Source organism: Proteiniphilum sp. LBM24028 (assembly GCF_056629195.1).
Genome location: NZ_CM152817.1, coordinates 2,187,184 through 2,202,888, shown reverse-complemented (window position 1 = coordinate 2,202,888; position 15,705 = coordinate 2,187,184). Strand labels below are relative to the sequence as shown.

The following is a 15,705-nucleotide window of genomic DNA, read 5'->3' as shown; positions in this document are numbered from 1 at the left end:
TAGCCCATGATTAGTAATAAAGCAAACAATTACGAAGCCATTTTCAGTAAGAGCTTGCATCAGAACTGACAAGCCAGTATTAAAAAACGGCAAATACCCTATTTATTTACGAGTTCGGGTATCAGGAAATGAAACCAAAATCCCAGCTGGGTACGAAGTCGAAAAAAGTCTTTGGGATTCCAAACTTCAACTTCCAAAGAAAAATCCGCTCCAAAACGTACTTAAAAAAGAAATAGATAGTTTGGAAACTCACTTGCTTACGGAGCAAAGTACAGGCGGAGAAATATCTATCAATCTCGTGAAAGATTTCTTTGCCGGCAAGAAGATTAAGCCCGAACATGAATCCTTTTATGACTATTATTTGAAATTCGTTGAGGATAAGAAAAATGAAGGCAAGGCTCAAGTCTCAAGATACCATCAGAATCTACAACGGCACATACAAAATTCTGAAAGAGTTTTACAAAAATTATTACTAAATTGCACTTGCTGGTTGACTCTAGGTGTTCCTTCAAGATGGTCATTTACTTTGCCTTTACCCTCAGATAATATATATTTCCAATCATGTTCATCGCTTTCAAAAACGTCATAAAGTTTTTCAGCTAAAGATTTTTTTATTTCTTCACTCAAATTTATGGTATCATCACCTTTTCTGTATTTCGTTAATTTATTGAATAACTGGGCTGTTTTGTTATCATATGAATAAGGTTTTAATCCGCTAACAGCATCACGAAGAGGTCCTAAATAAGTATAAAATATCTCTTGTAATGCTTCATAAGGAATTTGCTGTCCTTCATTATCGCCACCCCATACGCTTCTTGTGAAAAATCTCCTTCTTCCATTTTGTTCGAATGTGTATTTAAGGTGAAACTGGATAGTTTGCAATTCTGGATGTTCAGAATCTTGTGAAATAAAGTCATTAAAGCATTGTTTCTCAATTTCCGACTCTATCTCAAAAATAAGGTCAAATTGTATTCGTTAGGATCAGACGGATTGAGATGCAAATCGGATTCTTGAATATAGATATTTGTATCTGATTTTCCATAGCCCAGACATATCCTTAATGCATCAATGATTGTTGTTTTACCTGAGTTGTTTTCTCCAATTATGATATTTACTCCTTTGTTAAACAGTAGAGATATTTCATCAAACACCCTGAATTTTTTTATGTTAAATTGTTTTATATACATATTGTAGTAATTGTAAAGTGAATTTTAAAACAACTCCCTCGGATTAATCTTTAAAAACTCCTCATACGGGATTCCACCCGTGCCCACAAGCAACACTTTTTCCGTATGAAACTTCTCTACAAATACTCCCATCCCGGTATTTTCAGCCTTCATTCCGCTTTTGACTTCAAGCCCGATTACTTTGTCTCCTTTTTCCAATATAAAATCCACTTTGTGGTTGCCTTCGCGCCAGTAATATAAATTGTATCTCTCTGGAATAGAATTATTGATTAAATGTGTTCCAACAGATGATTCGACGAGTCGTCCCCATAATTCAGGGTTAATAATCGCTTTCTCGTAGGTATCATTGGCTTGAGAAGTAATTAACGCATTATTATACACTTGAAACTTTGGACTTGAACCGCGTTTACGGATAATATCTCCGGCATATTTATCCAGCCCCCCTAATAATCCACAATCAGACAGTAATTTCAGGTAATTCGCTAATGTCGTCGTATTGCCTGCATCTTGAAGTTGACCTATTATTTTTGTATAAGAAAGAATTTGTCCGGAATATAGAGAACCAAGTTCAAACAATCGTTTCAGTAAAGCGGGCTTATCTACCCTTGTCAGCATTAAAATATCTTTTGAAATACTGGTTTCAATCAGCGAATCTTTAATATAATTTTTCCAACGCTCTTCATCGTCAATTAAAATGGCTGACCCCGGATATCCCCCAAAGTACACATATTGTTCAATACTCCATCCAAACGCTTCCTGCATCTCGGTATAAGTCCAATGACCTAAATACATTGTTTCAAATCTACCGGCCAAAGATTCAGTTAACCCTTTTTGAATTAATAAGCGTGATGAGCCCAATAAAATTACTTTTATGTTTATTTTCTCTCGCGTATCCTTATCCCATTGTTGTTTTACAATCTCGCTCCAGTTATCTATTTTCTGGATTTCATCAATAACAATTAAATACTCTGTTGCACCGGATACTTTAATTCGTAATCTGGCAGCCTCCCACAGTTGTGTCAGCCATGCAGAATTGGTGACGGGAATAGCGTCTGCCGATTCATATAAATTGGGAACTGACAGTTGGGACAAGAGCTGGGTTATCATGGTAGTTTTTCCAACTTGGCGGGGACCTAAGATAACTTGGATAAATTTCCGAGGCTCTTGAATTCTCTTCTTAATCGTCTCTAAATATGATCTGTAAAACATACTTTTTTATTTTACTCAATATGAATAGCAAATTTACTCAATGCTTTGCTATATTCAAATATTTTTTCATAAACTTTTCACGATTATCGAAAACAAAGTCATTAAATAATATTAAAATACCCAAAAAATTAACTCAATGAAGTACACCTTTAGAATTTCATTTTTCCTGAAGAAAAGCATAGTACGGAAAAATGGTAAATCTCCCATCATTGCAAGAATTACTTTGAATGGAGAAAAAGTGGAGTTTAGTACCAAGCTAAGCATTGAATCTTCCAAATGGATTGTCGATATCGGAGAAGCAAAGGGTAGTAGCTACGATTCCGTATCACTTAACAACAAACTGAATTCAATCAGGATGACAATTTATACCTATTATAGAAATTTGAGTGAAAAGTGTGAAATAATAACAACGGACAAGTTACGGAAAATGTACACTCAAACACAAATTTACCCACAAACACTCCTTTCTTTATTCAGAAAACACAATGAGGATGAATTAAAGTTAGTTGGTCATGGAAGAGTGATGGATACTTACAAAAAATATGAACTCGCATATCGGCGGGTAAAAGATTTTATGCTGGATCAGTACTCCAAAAGTGATGTCTATTTAGATAATTTAAATTTACAATTCATAAATGACTTTTAAAGATATCTTCGAGTAAACTGCAAGCTGGGGATTAATATGACTGCCAAAATGATACAGTTTTTAAAGAAAATTGTCAACCTTGCCAGAAATTTGGGAATTATAAGCTACGATCCTTTCTTTTGTCACAAAACCAAATGGAAAAAAGTAAAGATCGAATATCTTAGCATGGAAGAAATTCAGCGAATAACGGATAAGAAAATTACGATCAAAAGAATTGAAGTGGTGCGGGATATTTTTCTATTCGGTAGTTACACCGGACTTTCGTACATAGACATTAAAAATCTCACCGTTAATAATATCCAACGACAACACGACGAATCATATTGGATAATCACTACTCGTCAGAAAACAGGTAACCGCGTCGAACTTCCATTGTTAGATATTCCTCTCAAAATTATAACGAAATACGAAAAAGAGAGGGATGACTTAAAATTACTTCCCGTTATGAGTAACTAGAAGCTAAATTCATATTTGAAGGAAATTGCCGACATTTGTGGAATTAATAAACGACTTACGTTTCACGTGGCCAGACATTCGTTCTCGACTTCTATTTCCGTCAAACGATACTTTTGTTTTGGATGCCTGGGTTATTTGGGATAAAGCGACTCAACCCAATTGACCTCCATTGATGGATTAAGATAAGTATTAATAAAACTTTCTATGTTTTTTAAGTTTATAAGAGCCATCATTTTTATTTTACGGGCAAAGTGGTTTCGCCAATTAACTCAACGAGCATTTCTACTTATCGGGTACTTATCGGGTGCTTGTACGGAAAATAAGCCATACAAAAGTACTATTCGAGTGCAGAGCACAAATTTAAAAGCTGAGTGCAAGGTGCAAGTCTTTATATAAAAAGCTTGCACCTTGCACTAATGATGTAGCAGAAAAGTTTTTATCTAAAAAGTTATGCCTTCAGTAACTTAGTTCGATTCATTCATTTTCAACATTAGCCTTAATGTAAATATAGATATTCCAATAATTGTTGTGGTATTTGTTTATTATTATAGTTATATCTATATTTGCAAAAAATAAGTTGAAATGAATAACGAATTATACGAAAAATCCGGAAATGAAATAATCCGGGACTTGGGGAAACGATATAGTGAATATCGAAAACGGCTGGGTTTTACCCAAAAAGATATAACCGAAAAATCCGGTTTAAGCGTATTTACCATAAGTTCTTTTGAGAACGGTTCTTCAACAGGAATCACAATGGCTTCATTCGTTAAATTGCTTCGTGCTATTGACAGTCTGGAAGAAATGGAAAAGCTTTTGCCCGAATTGCCGAGGAGCCCGCGTACATTATTCAAAAGGCAACATGGAAAATAATTTATGGAAACAAATGTGGTAAAAGTAAAGTTGTGGGGAGCGGATGTCGGGTATCTCTCCTGGGACAATAAGATAGGGTTAGCCGTCTTTGAATACGAGCCATTGTTCCTGAAACAAAGACTGGATATTGCACCCATCACGATGCCTATTGACGCACTCCGCAGCCAAAAACAAATGCCTTGGCTGGGCAATGAAGAAAAACTATATCAGGGACTCCCTCCGATGATTGCAGATTCGTTGCCCGACAAATGGGGCAATTCGCTTTTTAAAGCATGGTTGCGTGACAATAAGATTCCCGCAAAAAGAATAACTCCTATTGATCATCTTTCGTTTATAGGCAGTCGTGCCATGGGAGCGTTGGAGTATGAACCGGCACAGAAATTGGGAGATAATTCGGTCTTTTCTGTCGATGTACAGAAACTCTATAATTTTGCCAGACATGTTTTAAACGAAAGAGAAACGGTTATTCTGAATAAGGAAAACTCCATTTTGTGGCAGGATCTGGTGAAAATCAGTTCCTCTCCCGGAGGAAAGCATCCGAAGGCGATTGTGGCGGTAAACGATGTTACGGGAGAAGTGATTTCCGGACAAGGATCAATTCCTGAAGGCTTTCGCCATTACATTCTCAAATACGACGACAATTCCGTTTATCCTTTTGCCAAATTAGAGTATGTATATTACAAAATGTCCGTAGATGCCGGAATCGTAATGATGCCGTCTGAATTAAGAACATACGGAGGGGTAACTCATTTCCTTACGCAGCGTTTTGATCGTAATGGAAACGATAAAATACATACCCAGACATTGGCCGCAATGTCTCCGCAGAGTGACAGTTACGAGGATATTTTTGCCGTAATCCGGCGGCTTAATTTACCCTACGAGGATAGCCGGCAGCAATATTTACGAATGGTATTTAATGTGCTGGCCCGTAATGTGGACGATCATTCAAAAAACGTTTCGTTTTGTATGGATCATGCCGGTGTATGGCGGTTATCACCTGCATACGATGTGACTTTCAGTGTGGATTTGGCTGCGCCTGCATATGTAAACAGGCAATCATTGACCGTTAATGGTAAAAACGAAAATATTACCCGTGAAGATTTGGAAACTGTTGCAAAAAATAATGATATTTTAGATTATAATGCATTGATTGATGGTGTAATTTTCAGCCTTTCAAAATTCGAACAATATGCCAAGGAGTTGGATATTGATAAATCGTTAATTGAACAAATTAATGCGGTGTGAGATGAAAAAGAAATATAACCCGTATAATTAGCAAAAAAACAATAGCCAAAAACAGAACCATATTTCTTTCTTTTCTAAAACGAAAAGTAGCAAGACTTCAATTCCAAAGTGCCAATTTTTGTCTTTTTGTATTCCTGCTAACTGTACTTTTTCAAATTTGTCTTTTTCAAGTACTCCTTTTTTTTCCAATAACCCATCTTATTTGACATTGGGTATTCAGTTACGCCTTTATCTTTCATTCTTAGTTCAAAGTCTTTATTGACTAATTGAATAATTAATCTTTGACATTCAAAATTACTAATAAACGGACTATCATATTCTCCAGATAAGATTTGTGCAGTTGGTATCCTAATTGTTTGCTTGTTATCATAGGTTTCCGTTTTAGGTAAATGATACGAGAAATCATATTCCCAAGCAAAAGTACAGAGATACTTTTTATATCTAATGGCCGGAAATGTCAATTTCCTGACATCAAAATCTTTTGGCAAACGCCAATCATAGTTATGAAATCTAAGTTCGTCAGGGAAAGAAATAATGGGAAACCAATTTGAATCGTAGATTTCCTCCTTTTCAATGACGTGCCTATCCTGCAATAATATTTGCTGATAGAGTAAATTACTTTTATTGGGATCAGGATTTTTATTAGGAACATTTTGTTTTGCCAATGCATCAAGTAAATCGTGAAGCCCTTTTGCCCATGAGTTCGATATAATTTTAAAATAGCATAGTTGTAACATATCAATAGAAACGATACATTTTGATTTTGTAAAGTTGTTGAGATTCTTTATTTTTCGACCATGAAAGATAAAGGACGAAACATAAAAACACGCCAAAAATGGCTCCATATCTATGAAGAGCTGGGGTCAGCAACTAAAGCATCTATAAAGTGCGGTATCTCCCGATCTACACTTTACAGATGGATTGATAGGTCAAAATCGGGCGTAGATTCAAAACTGTCAGATAAGTCGAAACGTCCAAAATCCTCACCAACCTTAAGGTCACAGACGAATTAGAAACTCTTATCCTTGATATTAGGAGAAGACACAACTGGGGAGCACAACGTATCTCAACGTTAATTTGTATCGTACCTATAGGTATAGGACAATAGAAATATTTAGTTAGCATGCAACAGCTGATTTCCATATTAAAACAGCCTCATCCTGCGAATGACGATTTACGCGTTTATTTTCGTACCATCGCGGCCATCGCCTTCATGGTGTTATTTACGTTGTTTGTAATGCGCCCGTTTGGTCTTTCAAACTTACCGTCGGAGAAAGATATTTTTCTCCGTTCATTGACTTATTCAGGAACCGGTTACATTGTAATGTTAGTCAACTCTTTGTGGCTTATATACTTTCCACAATTATTCAGACAGGAGAAATGGACCGTAGGGAAAGAAGTGATTTATGTTCTTTGTCAATGGTTTACAATTTCCACAGTCATCTGGCTGGTTAACTTATGGCTGCATAAGGACAATCCGGATATTGTTATATCTTCGCTTGCAAGGTCAATTCTACTGGCGGGCGCCAGCGGTATGCTACCTTATTTTTTGGTGATGACCATACGATATTTCTACCTGTTGAAGCGGAATCTCCGGAATGCGGAAAGGCTCAACGAAACCATTCCGATGAATGAGGAACAACCCCCTTTTTGGGATGAAAAAAACAGCTTATTTTTAATAACCGACGACTCTAAAATACCTGCCATCTCTGCCGGCGAATTTCTTTTTTTAGAATCAAGAGGGAATTACCTCCACATTTTTTGTGAAAAATCCGGAATTATTAAAGAATACAAATTAAGAAATACTGTTAAGGAATTTCGTGAAACAAACGGTCATATTCCCACTCTTTTTCATTGCCATAGAGCTTACTTAGTAAATCTTATGCGGATAATTCACATAGAAGGAAATGCTGCAGGGTATTTACTCGAAATGCATCCCGAAATAAAAAAAATTCCTGTATCCCGCTCCAAGATAAGTGAATTTAAACAGGTCCTGAAATTTATAAAAATTAACCCGAAAAGCACTTAAGTTTCCCCTTATTTTCCAAGACTTTTTTTCTGTTCTTGCCATTTATCCCATCGGCTTGCATTCTATCCCACATGCCATCTCACCGCTTGTTTTTTGGTCTTTGGTGTTGTTATATTTGTCCAAATCAATGTAGAATGAATCCAAATAAACAACCGAAAACAATTAAAAAATGAAAGCAAAAACTTGTGGTTTTATACTCTTCATGCTCCTGTTTTTTGTAGGGAGCGCCAGCGCTCAATTCTTGGAGCGGTTAGGAAAATCAGCCGAACGAGCGGCAAAACGAACTGTGGAAAGACGCGTGGAACGTGAGGCTAGTAAAAAAACCGACGAAGCGTTGGATAAAGTGTTTGAAAGTGGAAAATCTCAAAAACGGCAAAAAGAGAAAGATGCCGGATCGCAACCGATGGATGAGCTTTCAGGATTTTCAGCTCAATCCAAATTCGATTTTATCCCGGGTGATAAGGTGATTTTTTTCGATGATTTTCATTTGGATGCAACGGGCGATTTTCCTGTAAAGTGGAACACCAATGGCGGCGGCGAGGTGGTAGAATTACGTAATATACCCGGAAAATGGTTGAGAGTACCCGATAACACGATCAGTTTTCCGGAAATAAATTCCAGACTCCCTCAAAATTTTACGGTAGAATTTGATTTGGTGTATCCCGCCTCGGGAGAACGACCACCGGTTACTTTTGGCTTTTCGGAAGTTGCCAATCCAGCGAAAAACTCCATCCAACACAAAAAGATATTCTATTTTCTTATACCACCTTCCGTAAATCAGCACATTGGCTATTCCACAAGTTTGTATTCCGGCAGGGAAACCACCACAGAGTGGGCGGTGGATAAAATGGCAAATAAAATTATCAGGGTGTCCATCGCGGTAAACGCCAATCGGGTAAGGCTCTATCTGGACAGCCGGAAACTGTTTGACCTGCCCCGCGGATTTGATGAAAACAGCTACAGAAACAACTTCCACCTCAGGGCCTCACCGCTTATCCCTCAGCCCAAAGATGGGTTTTACATCAGCAATTTGCGCGTGGCCGAAAGCGGGAAAGACGCCCGAACCGAATTGCTGAAAACCGGAAAATTCAGTACCACGGGAATTTATTTCGCTTCCGGCTCGGCACAGATAAAACCCGAATCGCACGGAGTAATAAAAGAAATAGCCGATGCCCTGAATGAAGATGCTGCCATGAAAATAGAAATCATCGGACACACGGACAATACGGGAAATGCCACGTCCAATCAATCGTTGTCCGAAAAACGGGCGGCGGCAGTACAAAGTTATCTGAACAATAATTTCCAAATTAGCAACGACCGCATATCAACTTCAGGCAAAGGACAATCGGAACCCGTGGCAGATAATTCCACCCCCGAAGGGAAAGCGCAGAACCGGCGTGTTGAATTTGTGAAAAAATAGAATATGACCCGACTTTTGACCATATTGTTTCTTTTCTGCCTTTCAAATGCCGCCTATTCGCAGGAGGCAAAGCTGCTTATGCGTTCTTTCGGAATATTAAAAATGAAAGATTGCGATTAACTGTGGTAAAATAAATTTATTGACATTTTAAAACAACGGCAAGATTATGGAAAAAATAAAACTATGGTTTTTAACGGGCATTTTATTTACGGTGCTCGCTTGTGATAATGAAACACCCGAAGCCGTACCTACTATCGATTTGGCCGCAGAATCCATTACATATGAACTTGTTAGCCAAGATAGCAAATTCACGGGAACGGTTTCTGTGAAGGGGGTGATAAAAAACGTAGGCGGCAAGTTCCAATCGGGTCAAGGGCAACAATATGCCGCGCTCTATCAAAAACCGCACGGCGGACAATTGAAATTACTTGCAAAGGTTGATTTCCAGACCCTGGAAGTGGGCGAATCGCTGCAAGTGAGCGCCACTGCGGCATGGAATGTAACCACGGAGTTTCAACCCGATTTTATGCTGCGAATCGAGTACGACCCTGATATTTTAATAGACGGAAATAAGCATAACGACGATAGAAACCCGGCAAATAACAGCTTGACAAAAAGCGGATACGGAATTAATGACCTGTTTGAGTAACGACAAAAGTAATAACAATGAAAGCACACATGACCGAATAAAGAATTTCGACACACATGGGATTAAAAACAGACTAAACATTTTTATCTTTTACAAATCAATGCTCAATACTCCGTCAGCTGACAGAGTTAGGGGCTGATATTAAAAATTACTCATGTTTCGCACTTCCCTCAAACCATTGACAAAGAAATAGAAGGGAAATGCATTATTATCTATATCTCTGTACTATAACATTTTATATTTTACAATTTCTCAATCGTCCTTAACCATCACCGAACAACACAGTGCAATGATCATGGATTCTGCTTTTGGATTGGCCAACATTTTTTCAAGTAAATCATCGGCATCCATCTCCAATACCTCGCATACTGAGCAGACTAACTCGATGAACAGCCCCCATAGCCGTCTGTCGAGTGTTTCCCTGAGCACATCGGCGTTCATTGACCGATAGAGTGCCCCTTTCGACTCGTAGTTATCGTACCGGAAACGCAGTGTCAATAACAGATAGGCTATCATGCTGATGGTCGTTTCTGCTACCTGGGCGTCAAAGTTACTGGATTGACATCTTCCCAGGTTCAACAATTGCTTCGATTCTCGATTGAACACCTCCACAACCCATCTTACCTGGTAATGCCCGATCAATCCCTTGAACGTCAGTTTCGTGTCCGTCGTCAACAAAACCTTCCATTTGTCACTTTTGCCCCGACGACTAAAGAAGAGACAGATCTCAACACCTTGGTACAGCACTTTGGCCTGTTTGTACTGGTAACCCAGGGAACGGCAGCGCCTGGCTTTGCCCAGCATGTTATTGATCTGGGAGTGGGTCAGGCTCTTACCCTGGTACTCAAACTTAGTCTTTGCAAATTTGTACATCCCGATCAGGTGAACTTCCTTGTCCTTCACACTCCGGATAGCCTGTATCAACGCATCGCAAGTAAACCAGCTGTCCACCAGGACGTAATCAACACGAAGCCCGCGATAGATGGCCGTGAAAAACATCCGCAGGACCATCTGGATCTTGTTCGTGTCCAGTTCTTCCACACGTTTAGCGGTGTACGAGTCCCTGATACGCTTGCAACTGTATTGCTTGCGGATCTGCTTTTTGGTCATCCCAAAGGGGCGTTCCTGCTTCTTCCCTTTCTCCCGGTGAAGACTGAAATCCAGTGGTATGGAGGACTTACCGTCCCAGTACATCATCACCAACAGCTTGAATCCAAGCACGTAGCTGTTGGTTACATGATCCCATACCTTTCCTATCTTCTCTATACGCTTACCGGTTTTAGACAGGGTGGTGTCATCGAAGATCAGGTAACGGGATGAGGTATCATCTACATCACTATCTTTGGACGTCACCGTCAGAAAACGATGCACAAGATGCCACATAAGCATCCGCCAGCATATAATGGGACTATTTTTCAAGCGATAAAACACATCCTTGCCCATGGTGGAACCTTCACCTGTGGGGCTGTTCAGATAGGAGTTGACCGTCTTGTCCGAACTGACCACCATGGAGACCAGCAGGGCCAGGACCATTTTAAAATCATATCCCCGGGTCTTGAACCATTTGAACTGTGAAAGGCCTTCGCTTAGCTTCAACGCCTTGAAGCGGCTAAAAATATCTTCAGCGGAAACCCTGCCGGGGGTAAAGTCCGCTTTCAACTCTTGAATCTTTTTAATATCTTTGTCCTGCAGCATATTTTAATGGTTTGGTTTCCATCGCTAAGATAATCATTTTCAATGATATATTAGCTAAAATATGCTGCTTTTTTTATCTCTTATCCTCTGATTATCAACTTCATTTTTAACTGCGAAACATCAGAAAATTATAAACAATGAGAACAAATCTATTTATTAAATCAACATTTTTAATGTTAAGTGTAGCCACAATCTTATTTACAGCCTCTTGCAGTGGCAGCGAGGGTCCGGAAGGACCAAAAGGCGAGCAAGGTGCACAAGGAATTCCCGGAAAAGACGGAGCGGTCATCCACAGCGGGACCGGTGCGCCGGCAGCATCGCTCGGCAATATCGGCGATATGTATCTGGACAAATCCTCAAGCAATCTTTACGGCCCTAAAAGTGCTTCGGGATGGGGAACGCCGCTCAACCTGAAAGGCGCCCCCGGTGCAACGGGCACAGCCGGCGCTACAGGCCCTGCAGGCACAGCCGGCAGTAGAATTTTAAGCGGAACAACAAATCCCTCCGCATCAACAGGCACTGTGGGCGATTATTACCTGAATAAGACCACAGGCGATTTTTTCGGGCCAAAAACCATATCGGGATGGGGGACGCCCGTTAACCTGAAGGGAACGGCAAACGTGGTGGCGAGCACGTGGATAAACTACAATTGGAACAGCACCAATACCTCTACACGTAAAGTGATGGATTATACCATCCCAACACCTCTCTTATCGGCAGTGGGATATTCGAGTTTGTACAATTTCTCAAATGCAGGCGGCGTAATCTTGGTTTATGGTGAAAACTGGGGGAGTAACCAGGTAAAGCTTTTTGATTATGAATTCCGAAATGGGCGTTATGAAGCATCTCCAAACACCAATGGCAGTAAAATATACATCACGCTTACAAGCATAAGCGGGGCTGCATTGCAGGATATTGAATACGATTCGGCACGCGGCAATAAATTCCGTTACGTGTTGATTCCGGCGGGTGTACAGTTAAGCGCCAGCCTTGCTCCCGACAGGTTAAGGCAAATGAGCTTCGAAGATATTCAAGCCCGGTTTAATTTATATGATTAACATCCGTTGTCACTGAATTATAGAGGTTTGCTTTAAAATGTTCACTTCCCGTCCATACCGCCAGAAGCCTAAGACAAAAGGCGACAAAAATAAGACAATTCTTTCAAATTTAGTGAGTTTGAAGGGCTTTTCTATGTGTTTTGTCTTAGTCGAGAGCCAAGAAAAAGACAAAATGATTTCTTTGTTTACACAATTTTAGGAGTAACAGAAGAAGTCAAAAAATCTCGAATGTAAATGTGTTCTATTCCCTCGTAAGTATTTTCGAATGAACGTTCGCCGGATACTACTATTTTGGGATAATTGTCTTTGATCTTCAACAAATTGCCAAACTCTCTGGCGATAGTTTCGGGTCTAGACAATTCTACAGCGACCTGTACATATAATGTTTCGCCGGCTCGTGTACAAACAAAATCGATTTCCTCGGTCGAAAGTGTTCCTACAGTTAACTCATAGCCACAATAAAACAAATGATTGCAGACAATATTTTCCAACCGTTTTGCTCTGTCTTGCGGTTTGTAGCCCGCCACCACATTGCGGATTCCCATATTTTCGAAAAAGTACTTTTCACCACGTTCAAATAAACGTTTTCCAACAATATCATAACGTCCTAAGCGATGAACCACAAATGCCGAAGTCAGAGAGTCTGCATATTCGGACACCAACGTCGGCGACATTCGTATATTTTGACTTTTCAAAAAATCGCTGATACTTTTCGAAGAAAAAAGACTTCCGATATGATCTGCCAAGAAACGGATTAATTGCTCCAAAAAGGCTGTATTGCGGATATTATTGCGAGCAACAACATCACGAAGAACAATGGTTGAATAAACCGAGCGAACGTATTCCATTACCACCTCTTCGCGCATTGGCAAGTGAATTAGGTAAGGCAATCCACCGAAACGGATGTACTTTTCCAGCGACTCATCGTCATTATTCAGTTTGTGAAAGTCCAGAAACTCCATATAGGAAAGGCTGTATATCTTAAATTCAACATACCTGCCGCCAAGTTCGTTTGCCAAATCGCTCGAAAACATCTCTGAGTTGCTTCCGGTAATGTAGATATCATTACTCTCGTCCAATGCCAAGGAGCGTACGGCAACTTTGAAATCTTCTATTTCTTGAATTTCATCAATAAAAATGTAATTCTTCTTTCCACGTATTAATCGTTGAGCAATATAGTCATGCAGGTCTTTTGAAGATACAATATCCACATAGTCAATATCTTCCTTGTTGATATATATGATATTGGCATCATGCTCGTGATTCCTTATTTCGTCAATAAGTTGATAAAGAATATAACTTTTGCCCACCCTTCGATGCCCAATCATTACTTTTACGATAGGTGTATGCATAAATGGTTTTATACGTTCAATATAAGTATCTCTTCGGTGGAGTAGGGTTGGAAATTTCGACATATTTTCGTTTTATAAATTTAATTCCATACAAATATATCAAATATTGCAGGTATACATGTAATAATTTAGAATTTTATTGTTTATTTTGTGTATAAGTGTAGAAAAATGTCTTCATGCAATCATAATTGAAAGTACAGAAAAGCTTCTATTCTGCATTTACAGTTGATTAAATTTGCTCATCGCACTAGCTTTTATATCATCGGCTATGTCAATATAGGGTTTCATTGCCTTGTAATCACTGTGTCCCGTCCATTTCATCACCATATTTGCCGTAATACCGAGTGAAAGTGCATTTCGGTACAGGCGGAGCCGTGCCACATTACCAGGATCTGACCTTTAAAGTGAACATTCCTACTGAACGCTTCGGACGTTTCGAACTTTTCGGTTTGGGTGGCACGAGCAGAATAGCCATGCTGGAAGATGAGCGCGACAAGGAGCTATCGACAGTTATGGCCGGCATCGATTTGTATAACCGCTCCGAAACCGGCATACTGGGTATGAAACATACTTATTACTTCGAAAACTCGGTAATCACGAAGCCGTTCCAGGAGGTTGGAAGTATGAAACATACTTATTACTTCGAAAACAGCGGACGCTGGACAAACAGCCTTTCCACCACCACTTCCCAAATGAGTACGGAAATTGATTCGCTTTACAGAAAGGGCGTAAAAGAAACATGGAGAACTTATAATTTTGAATCCGGCCACTTTCACCATGCGTTCAATACGGAATATGTTCAAAAATTGGGGAACCGGAATACCCTTCAGGTGGGAGGCAGGATGGCGGTTGAACAATTCAACTATCTGGATTCGGTATACGTGAAGGACCGGTATATTCAACAATTCAACAGGAAGGGCAGTTATAACCTGTTGCAGGCTTTTGCCACCTGGCAGCATAAGTTCTCCAATAATGTTACGCTGAATACCGGAACGCATTTTTTCTATTTCCCGCTCAATAAACAGTGGGGCATTGAACCGCGCACCGGATTGCAATGGCGTTTAAACGAACGGCAAGGCGTGAGTGCGGCATTTGGGATGCACAGCCAGACACAAATTCCGCTGATTTATTTTTATAAAGATGAAGACGGTATGCAACCCTTCCGAAATATGGGGTTCAACAAATCTCTGCACTCGGTGCTAGGTTACGACTGGATGATTGCAAGAGATTTCCGGCTGAAACTGGAGGGATACTACCAGCACATTTATAATATTCCTATTTCGCTAAAAGAAACTCCACAGTTTTCCATGATTAACATGGGCGACGATTTCTATATTGAAACACGAGGCAATATGGCCAACAAGGGACTGGGAAGAAATTACGGCGTCGAGCTCACGCTGGAGAAGTTTCTGAGCCGGGGCTACTACTTTTTAATGACCACTTCGCTCTACGATTCCAAATACAGAGACAGTAACGGTACTTGGCGTAACACCCGGTTCAACGGAAAGTATATCTTCAACGCACTGGGCGGATATGAATGGACATTTAACAAAAAGTCGAGTCTGCTTTTCGACCTGAAAGGCACTCTTGCCGGCGGCAAATGGTACACACCCATTGACGAACCTGCCACCATCGAAGCGAGTCGGATGCGTTTTGTTTGGGAGGAGGCATACACCAAGCAGGTGCCCGATTATTTCAAACTGAATGCCCGCATTACTTATCGACTCAACGGCAAGCGAATATCGCAGGAATGGGCTGCTGATCTACAAAACCTTACCAACCATCGCAATATCTACAGCCAAGACTGGAATATGACCGAAAGCAAGATGGAAACAGTTTACCAACAAGGATTTATGCCGATGATGACGTATCGAATACTTTTTTAG

17 protein-coding genes and 2 pseudogenes are annotated in these 15,705 nt (G+C 39.8%); 11 read left to right on the top strand and 8 right to left on the bottom strand.

Translation table 11 applies throughout. The features are described from left to right. Positions 1–16: 16 nt before the first annotated feature. A pseudogene (locus AC1HCU_RS08705) lies at positions 17–199 on the top strand (Arm DNA-binding domain-containing protein); the annotation flags it as partial. Between the two features lie 218 nt (positions 200–417). Here the strand turns inward: AC1HCU_RS08705 and AC1HCU_RS08700 are convergent. From AC1HCU_RS08700 to AC1HCU_RS08690, 3 genes are all read right to left on the bottom strand, one after another. Beyond that, positions 418–882 (bottom strand): hypothetical protein, encoded by a 465-nt coding sequence (locus AC1HCU_RS08700; RefSeq protein WP_480365246.1) that lies wholly within the window; start codon positions 880–882, stop codon positions 418–420. Between the two features lie 62 nt (positions 883–944). Continuing rightward, positions 945–1,187 (bottom strand): AAA family ATPase, encoded by a 243-nt coding sequence (locus AC1HCU_RS08695; RefSeq protein WP_480365244.1) that lies wholly within the window; start codon positions 1,185–1,187, stop codon positions 945–947. Between the two features lie 24 nt (positions 1,188–1,211). Beyond that, a complete protein-coding gene (locus AC1HCU_RS08690; RefSeq protein ID WP_480365242.1) occupies positions 1,212–2,396 on the bottom strand; it encodes an ATP-binding protein in 1,185 nt (394 codons plus the stop codon). A gap of 136 nt (positions 2,397–2,532) precedes the next feature. Here AC1HCU_RS08690 and AC1HCU_RS08685 point away from each other — a divergent pair, with 136 nt between their 5' ends. Together AC1HCU_RS08685 and AC1HCU_RS08680 are read left to right on the top strand one after the other, a co-directional pair. Continuing rightward, positions 2,533–3,042: an Arm DNA-binding domain-containing protein gene (locus AC1HCU_RS08685; RefSeq protein WP_480365240.1), complete on the top strand. Its 510-nt coding sequence runs from the start codon at positions 2,533–2,535 to the stop codon at positions 3,040–3,042. Between the two features lie 165 nt (positions 3,043–3,207). Further along, on the top strand, positions 3,208–3,498 hold the full coding sequence (locus AC1HCU_RS08680; protein WP_480365238.1) for a site-specific integrase: 291 nt from the start codon (positions 3,208–3,210) through the stop codon (positions 3,496–3,498). Between the two features lie 131 nt (positions 3,499–3,629). On the opposite strand, the gene AC1HCU_RS08675 is transcribed toward AC1HCU_RS08680, so the two are convergent. Continuing rightward, the gene (locus AC1HCU_RS08675; protein WP_480371138.1) at positions 3,630–3,728 is read right to left on the bottom strand and encodes a hypothetical protein; all 99 of its coding nucleotides are present in this window, start codon (positions 3,726–3,728) and stop codon (positions 3,630–3,632) included. 352 nt (positions 3,729–4,080) lie between these two features. Here AC1HCU_RS08675 and AC1HCU_RS08670 point away from each other — a divergent pair, with 352 nt between their 5' ends. After that, positions 4,081–4,371 carry a helix-turn-helix domain-containing protein gene (locus AC1HCU_RS08670; RefSeq protein ID WP_321721405.1) on the top strand — a complete coding sequence of 97 codons (291 nt, stop codon included), beginning with the start codon at positions 4,081–4,083 and terminating at the stop codon, positions 4,369–4,371. 3 nt (positions 4,372–4,374) lie between these two features. Further along, positions 4,375–5,616: a type II toxin-antitoxin system HipA family toxin gene (locus tag AC1HCU_RS08665; RefSeq protein WP_480365235.1), complete on the top strand. Its 1,242-nt coding sequence runs from the start codon at positions 4,375–4,377 to the stop codon at positions 5,614–5,616. 137 nt (positions 5,617–5,753) lie between these two features. On the opposite strand, the gene AC1HCU_RS08660 is transcribed toward AC1HCU_RS08665, so the two are convergent. Then, complete coding sequence (locus AC1HCU_RS08660) at positions 5,754–6,461, bottom strand: hypothetical protein (protein WP_480371280.1); 708 nt, start codon at positions 6,459–6,461, stop codon at positions 5,754–5,756. On the opposite strand from AC1HCU_RS08660, the gene AC1HCU_RS08655 reads away from it, so the two are divergent. From AC1HCU_RS08655 to AC1HCU_RS08640, 4 genes are all read left to right on the top strand, one after another. Beyond that, positions 6,414–6,629, top strand: coding sequence for a helix-turn-helix domain-containing protein (locus tag AC1HCU_RS08655; RefSeq protein WP_480365233.1), 216 nt, complete (start codon positions 6,414–6,416; stop codon positions 6,627–6,629). The genes AC1HCU_RS08660 and AC1HCU_RS08655 overlap by 48 nt on opposite strands. A 110-nt stretch (positions 6,630–6,739) precedes the next feature. After that, positions 6,740–7,645, top strand: coding sequence for a LytR/AlgR family response regulator transcription factor (locus AC1HCU_RS08650; RefSeq protein WP_480365231.1), 906 nt, complete (start codon positions 6,740–6,742; stop codon positions 7,643–7,645). A gap of 169 nt (positions 7,646–7,814) precedes the next feature. After that, positions 7,815–9,065 carry an OmpA family protein gene (locus tag AC1HCU_RS08645; protein ID WP_480365229.1) on the top strand — a complete coding sequence of 417 codons (1,251 nt, stop codon included), beginning with the start codon at positions 7,815–7,817 and terminating at the stop codon, positions 9,063–9,065. 166 nt (positions 9,066–9,231) lie between these two features. After that, the gene (locus tag AC1HCU_RS08640; RefSeq protein WP_480365227.1) at positions 9,232–9,714 is read left to right on the top strand and encodes a hypothetical protein; all 483 of its coding nucleotides are present in this window, start codon (positions 9,232–9,234) and stop codon (positions 9,712–9,714) included. 252 nt (positions 9,715–9,966) lie between these two features. Here AC1HCU_RS08640 and AC1HCU_RS08635 read toward each other — a convergent pair whose 3' ends face one another. Then, the gene (locus AC1HCU_RS08635) at positions 9,967–11,409 is read right to left on the bottom strand and encodes an IS4 family transposase (RefSeq protein ID WP_480365226.1); all 1,443 of its coding nucleotides are present in this window, start codon (positions 11,407–11,409) and stop codon (positions 9,967–9,969) included. Between the two features lie 137 nt (positions 11,410–11,546). Between AC1HCU_RS08635 and AC1HCU_RS08630 the strand changes: the two genes are divergently transcribed. Continuing rightward, positions 11,547–12,467 (top strand): hypothetical protein, encoded by a 921-nt coding sequence (locus tag AC1HCU_RS08630; protein WP_286850160.1) that lies wholly within the window; start codon positions 11,547–11,549, stop codon positions 12,465–12,467. A 185-nt stretch (positions 12,468–12,652) separates the two neighbouring features. Here AC1HCU_RS08630 and AC1HCU_RS08625 read toward each other — a convergent pair whose 3' ends face one another. Together AC1HCU_RS08625 and AC1HCU_RS08620 are read right to left on the bottom strand one after the other, a co-directional pair. Continuing rightward, a complete protein-coding gene (locus AC1HCU_RS08625) occupies positions 12,653–13,882 on the bottom strand; it encodes an ATP-binding protein (RefSeq protein ID WP_480365223.1) in 1,230 nt (409 codons plus the stop codon). 156 nt (positions 13,883–14,038) lie between these two features. Continuing rightward, positions 14,039–14,176: pseudogene (locus AC1HCU_RS08620) on the bottom strand (site-specific integrase); the annotation flags it as partial. Here AC1HCU_RS08620 and AC1HCU_RS08615 point away from each other — a divergent pair. Beyond that, positions 14,170–15,705, top strand: a complete 1,536-nt coding sequence (locus tag AC1HCU_RS08615) for a TonB-dependent receptor (protein WP_480371277.1) — start codon at positions 14,170–14,172, stop codon at positions 15,703–15,705. The pseudogene AC1HCU_RS08620 and the gene AC1HCU_RS08615 overlap by 7 nt on opposite strands.

Excerpts from the sequence above, each read along its gene's own strand:
- AC1HCU_RS08690 (WP_480365242.1), bottom strand. The coding sequence starts at position 2,396 with ATGTTTTACAGATCATATTTAGAGACGATTAAGAAGAGAATTCAAGAG.
- AC1HCU_RS08650 (WP_480365231.1), top strand. The coding sequence starts at position 6,740 with ATGCAACAGCTGATTTCCATATTAAAACAGCCTCATCCTGCGAATGAC.
- AC1HCU_RS08665 (WP_480365235.1), top strand. The coding sequence starts at position 4,375 with ATGGAAACAAATGTGGTAAAAGTAAAGTTGTGGGGAGCGGATGTCGGG.
- AC1HCU_RS08635 (WP_480365226.1), bottom strand. The coding sequence starts at position 11,409 with ATGCTGCAGGACAAAGATATTAAAAAGATTCAAGAGTTGAAAGCGGAC.
- AC1HCU_RS08640 (WP_480365227.1), top strand. The coding sequence starts at position 9,232 with ATGGAAAAAATAAAACTATGGTTTTTAACGGGCATTTTATTTACGGTG.
- AC1HCU_RS08695 (WP_480365244.1), bottom strand. The coding sequence starts at position 1,187 with ATGTATATAAAACAATTTAACATAAAAAAATTCAGGGTGTTTGATGAA.
- AC1HCU_RS08645 (WP_480365229.1), top strand. The coding sequence starts at position 7,815 with ATGAAAGCAAAAACTTGTGGTTTTATACTCTTCATGCTCCTGTTTTTT.
- AC1HCU_RS08670 (WP_321721405.1), top strand. The coding sequence starts at position 4,081 with ATGAATAACGAATTATACGAAAAATCCGGAAATGAAATAATCCGGGAC.
- AC1HCU_RS08630 (WP_286850160.1), top strand. The coding sequence starts at position 11,547 with ATGAGAACAAATCTATTTATTAAATCAACATTTTTAATGTTAAGTGTA.
- AC1HCU_RS08685 (WP_480365240.1), top strand. The coding sequence starts at position 2,533 with ATGAAGTACACCTTTAGAATTTCATTTTTCCTGAAGAAAAGCATAGTA.
- AC1HCU_RS08655 (WP_480365233.1), top strand. The coding sequence starts at position 6,414 with ATGAAAGATAAAGGACGAAACATAAAAACACGCCAAAAATGGCTCCAT.
- AC1HCU_RS08680 (WP_480365238.1), top strand. The coding sequence starts at position 3,208 with ATGGAAGAAATTCAGCGAATAACGGATAAGAAAATTACGATCAAAAGA.
- AC1HCU_RS08675 (WP_480371138.1), bottom strand. The coding sequence starts at position 3,728 with ATGGCTCTTATAAACTTAAAAAACATAGAAAGTTTTATTAATACTTAT.
- AC1HCU_RS08625 (WP_480365223.1), bottom strand. The coding sequence starts at position 13,882 with ATGTCGAAATTTCCAACCCTACTCCACCGAAGAGATACTTATATTGAA.
- AC1HCU_RS08660 (WP_480371280.1), bottom strand. The coding sequence starts at position 6,461 with ATGGAGCCATTTTTGGCGTGTTTTTATGTTTCGTCCTTTATCTTTCAT.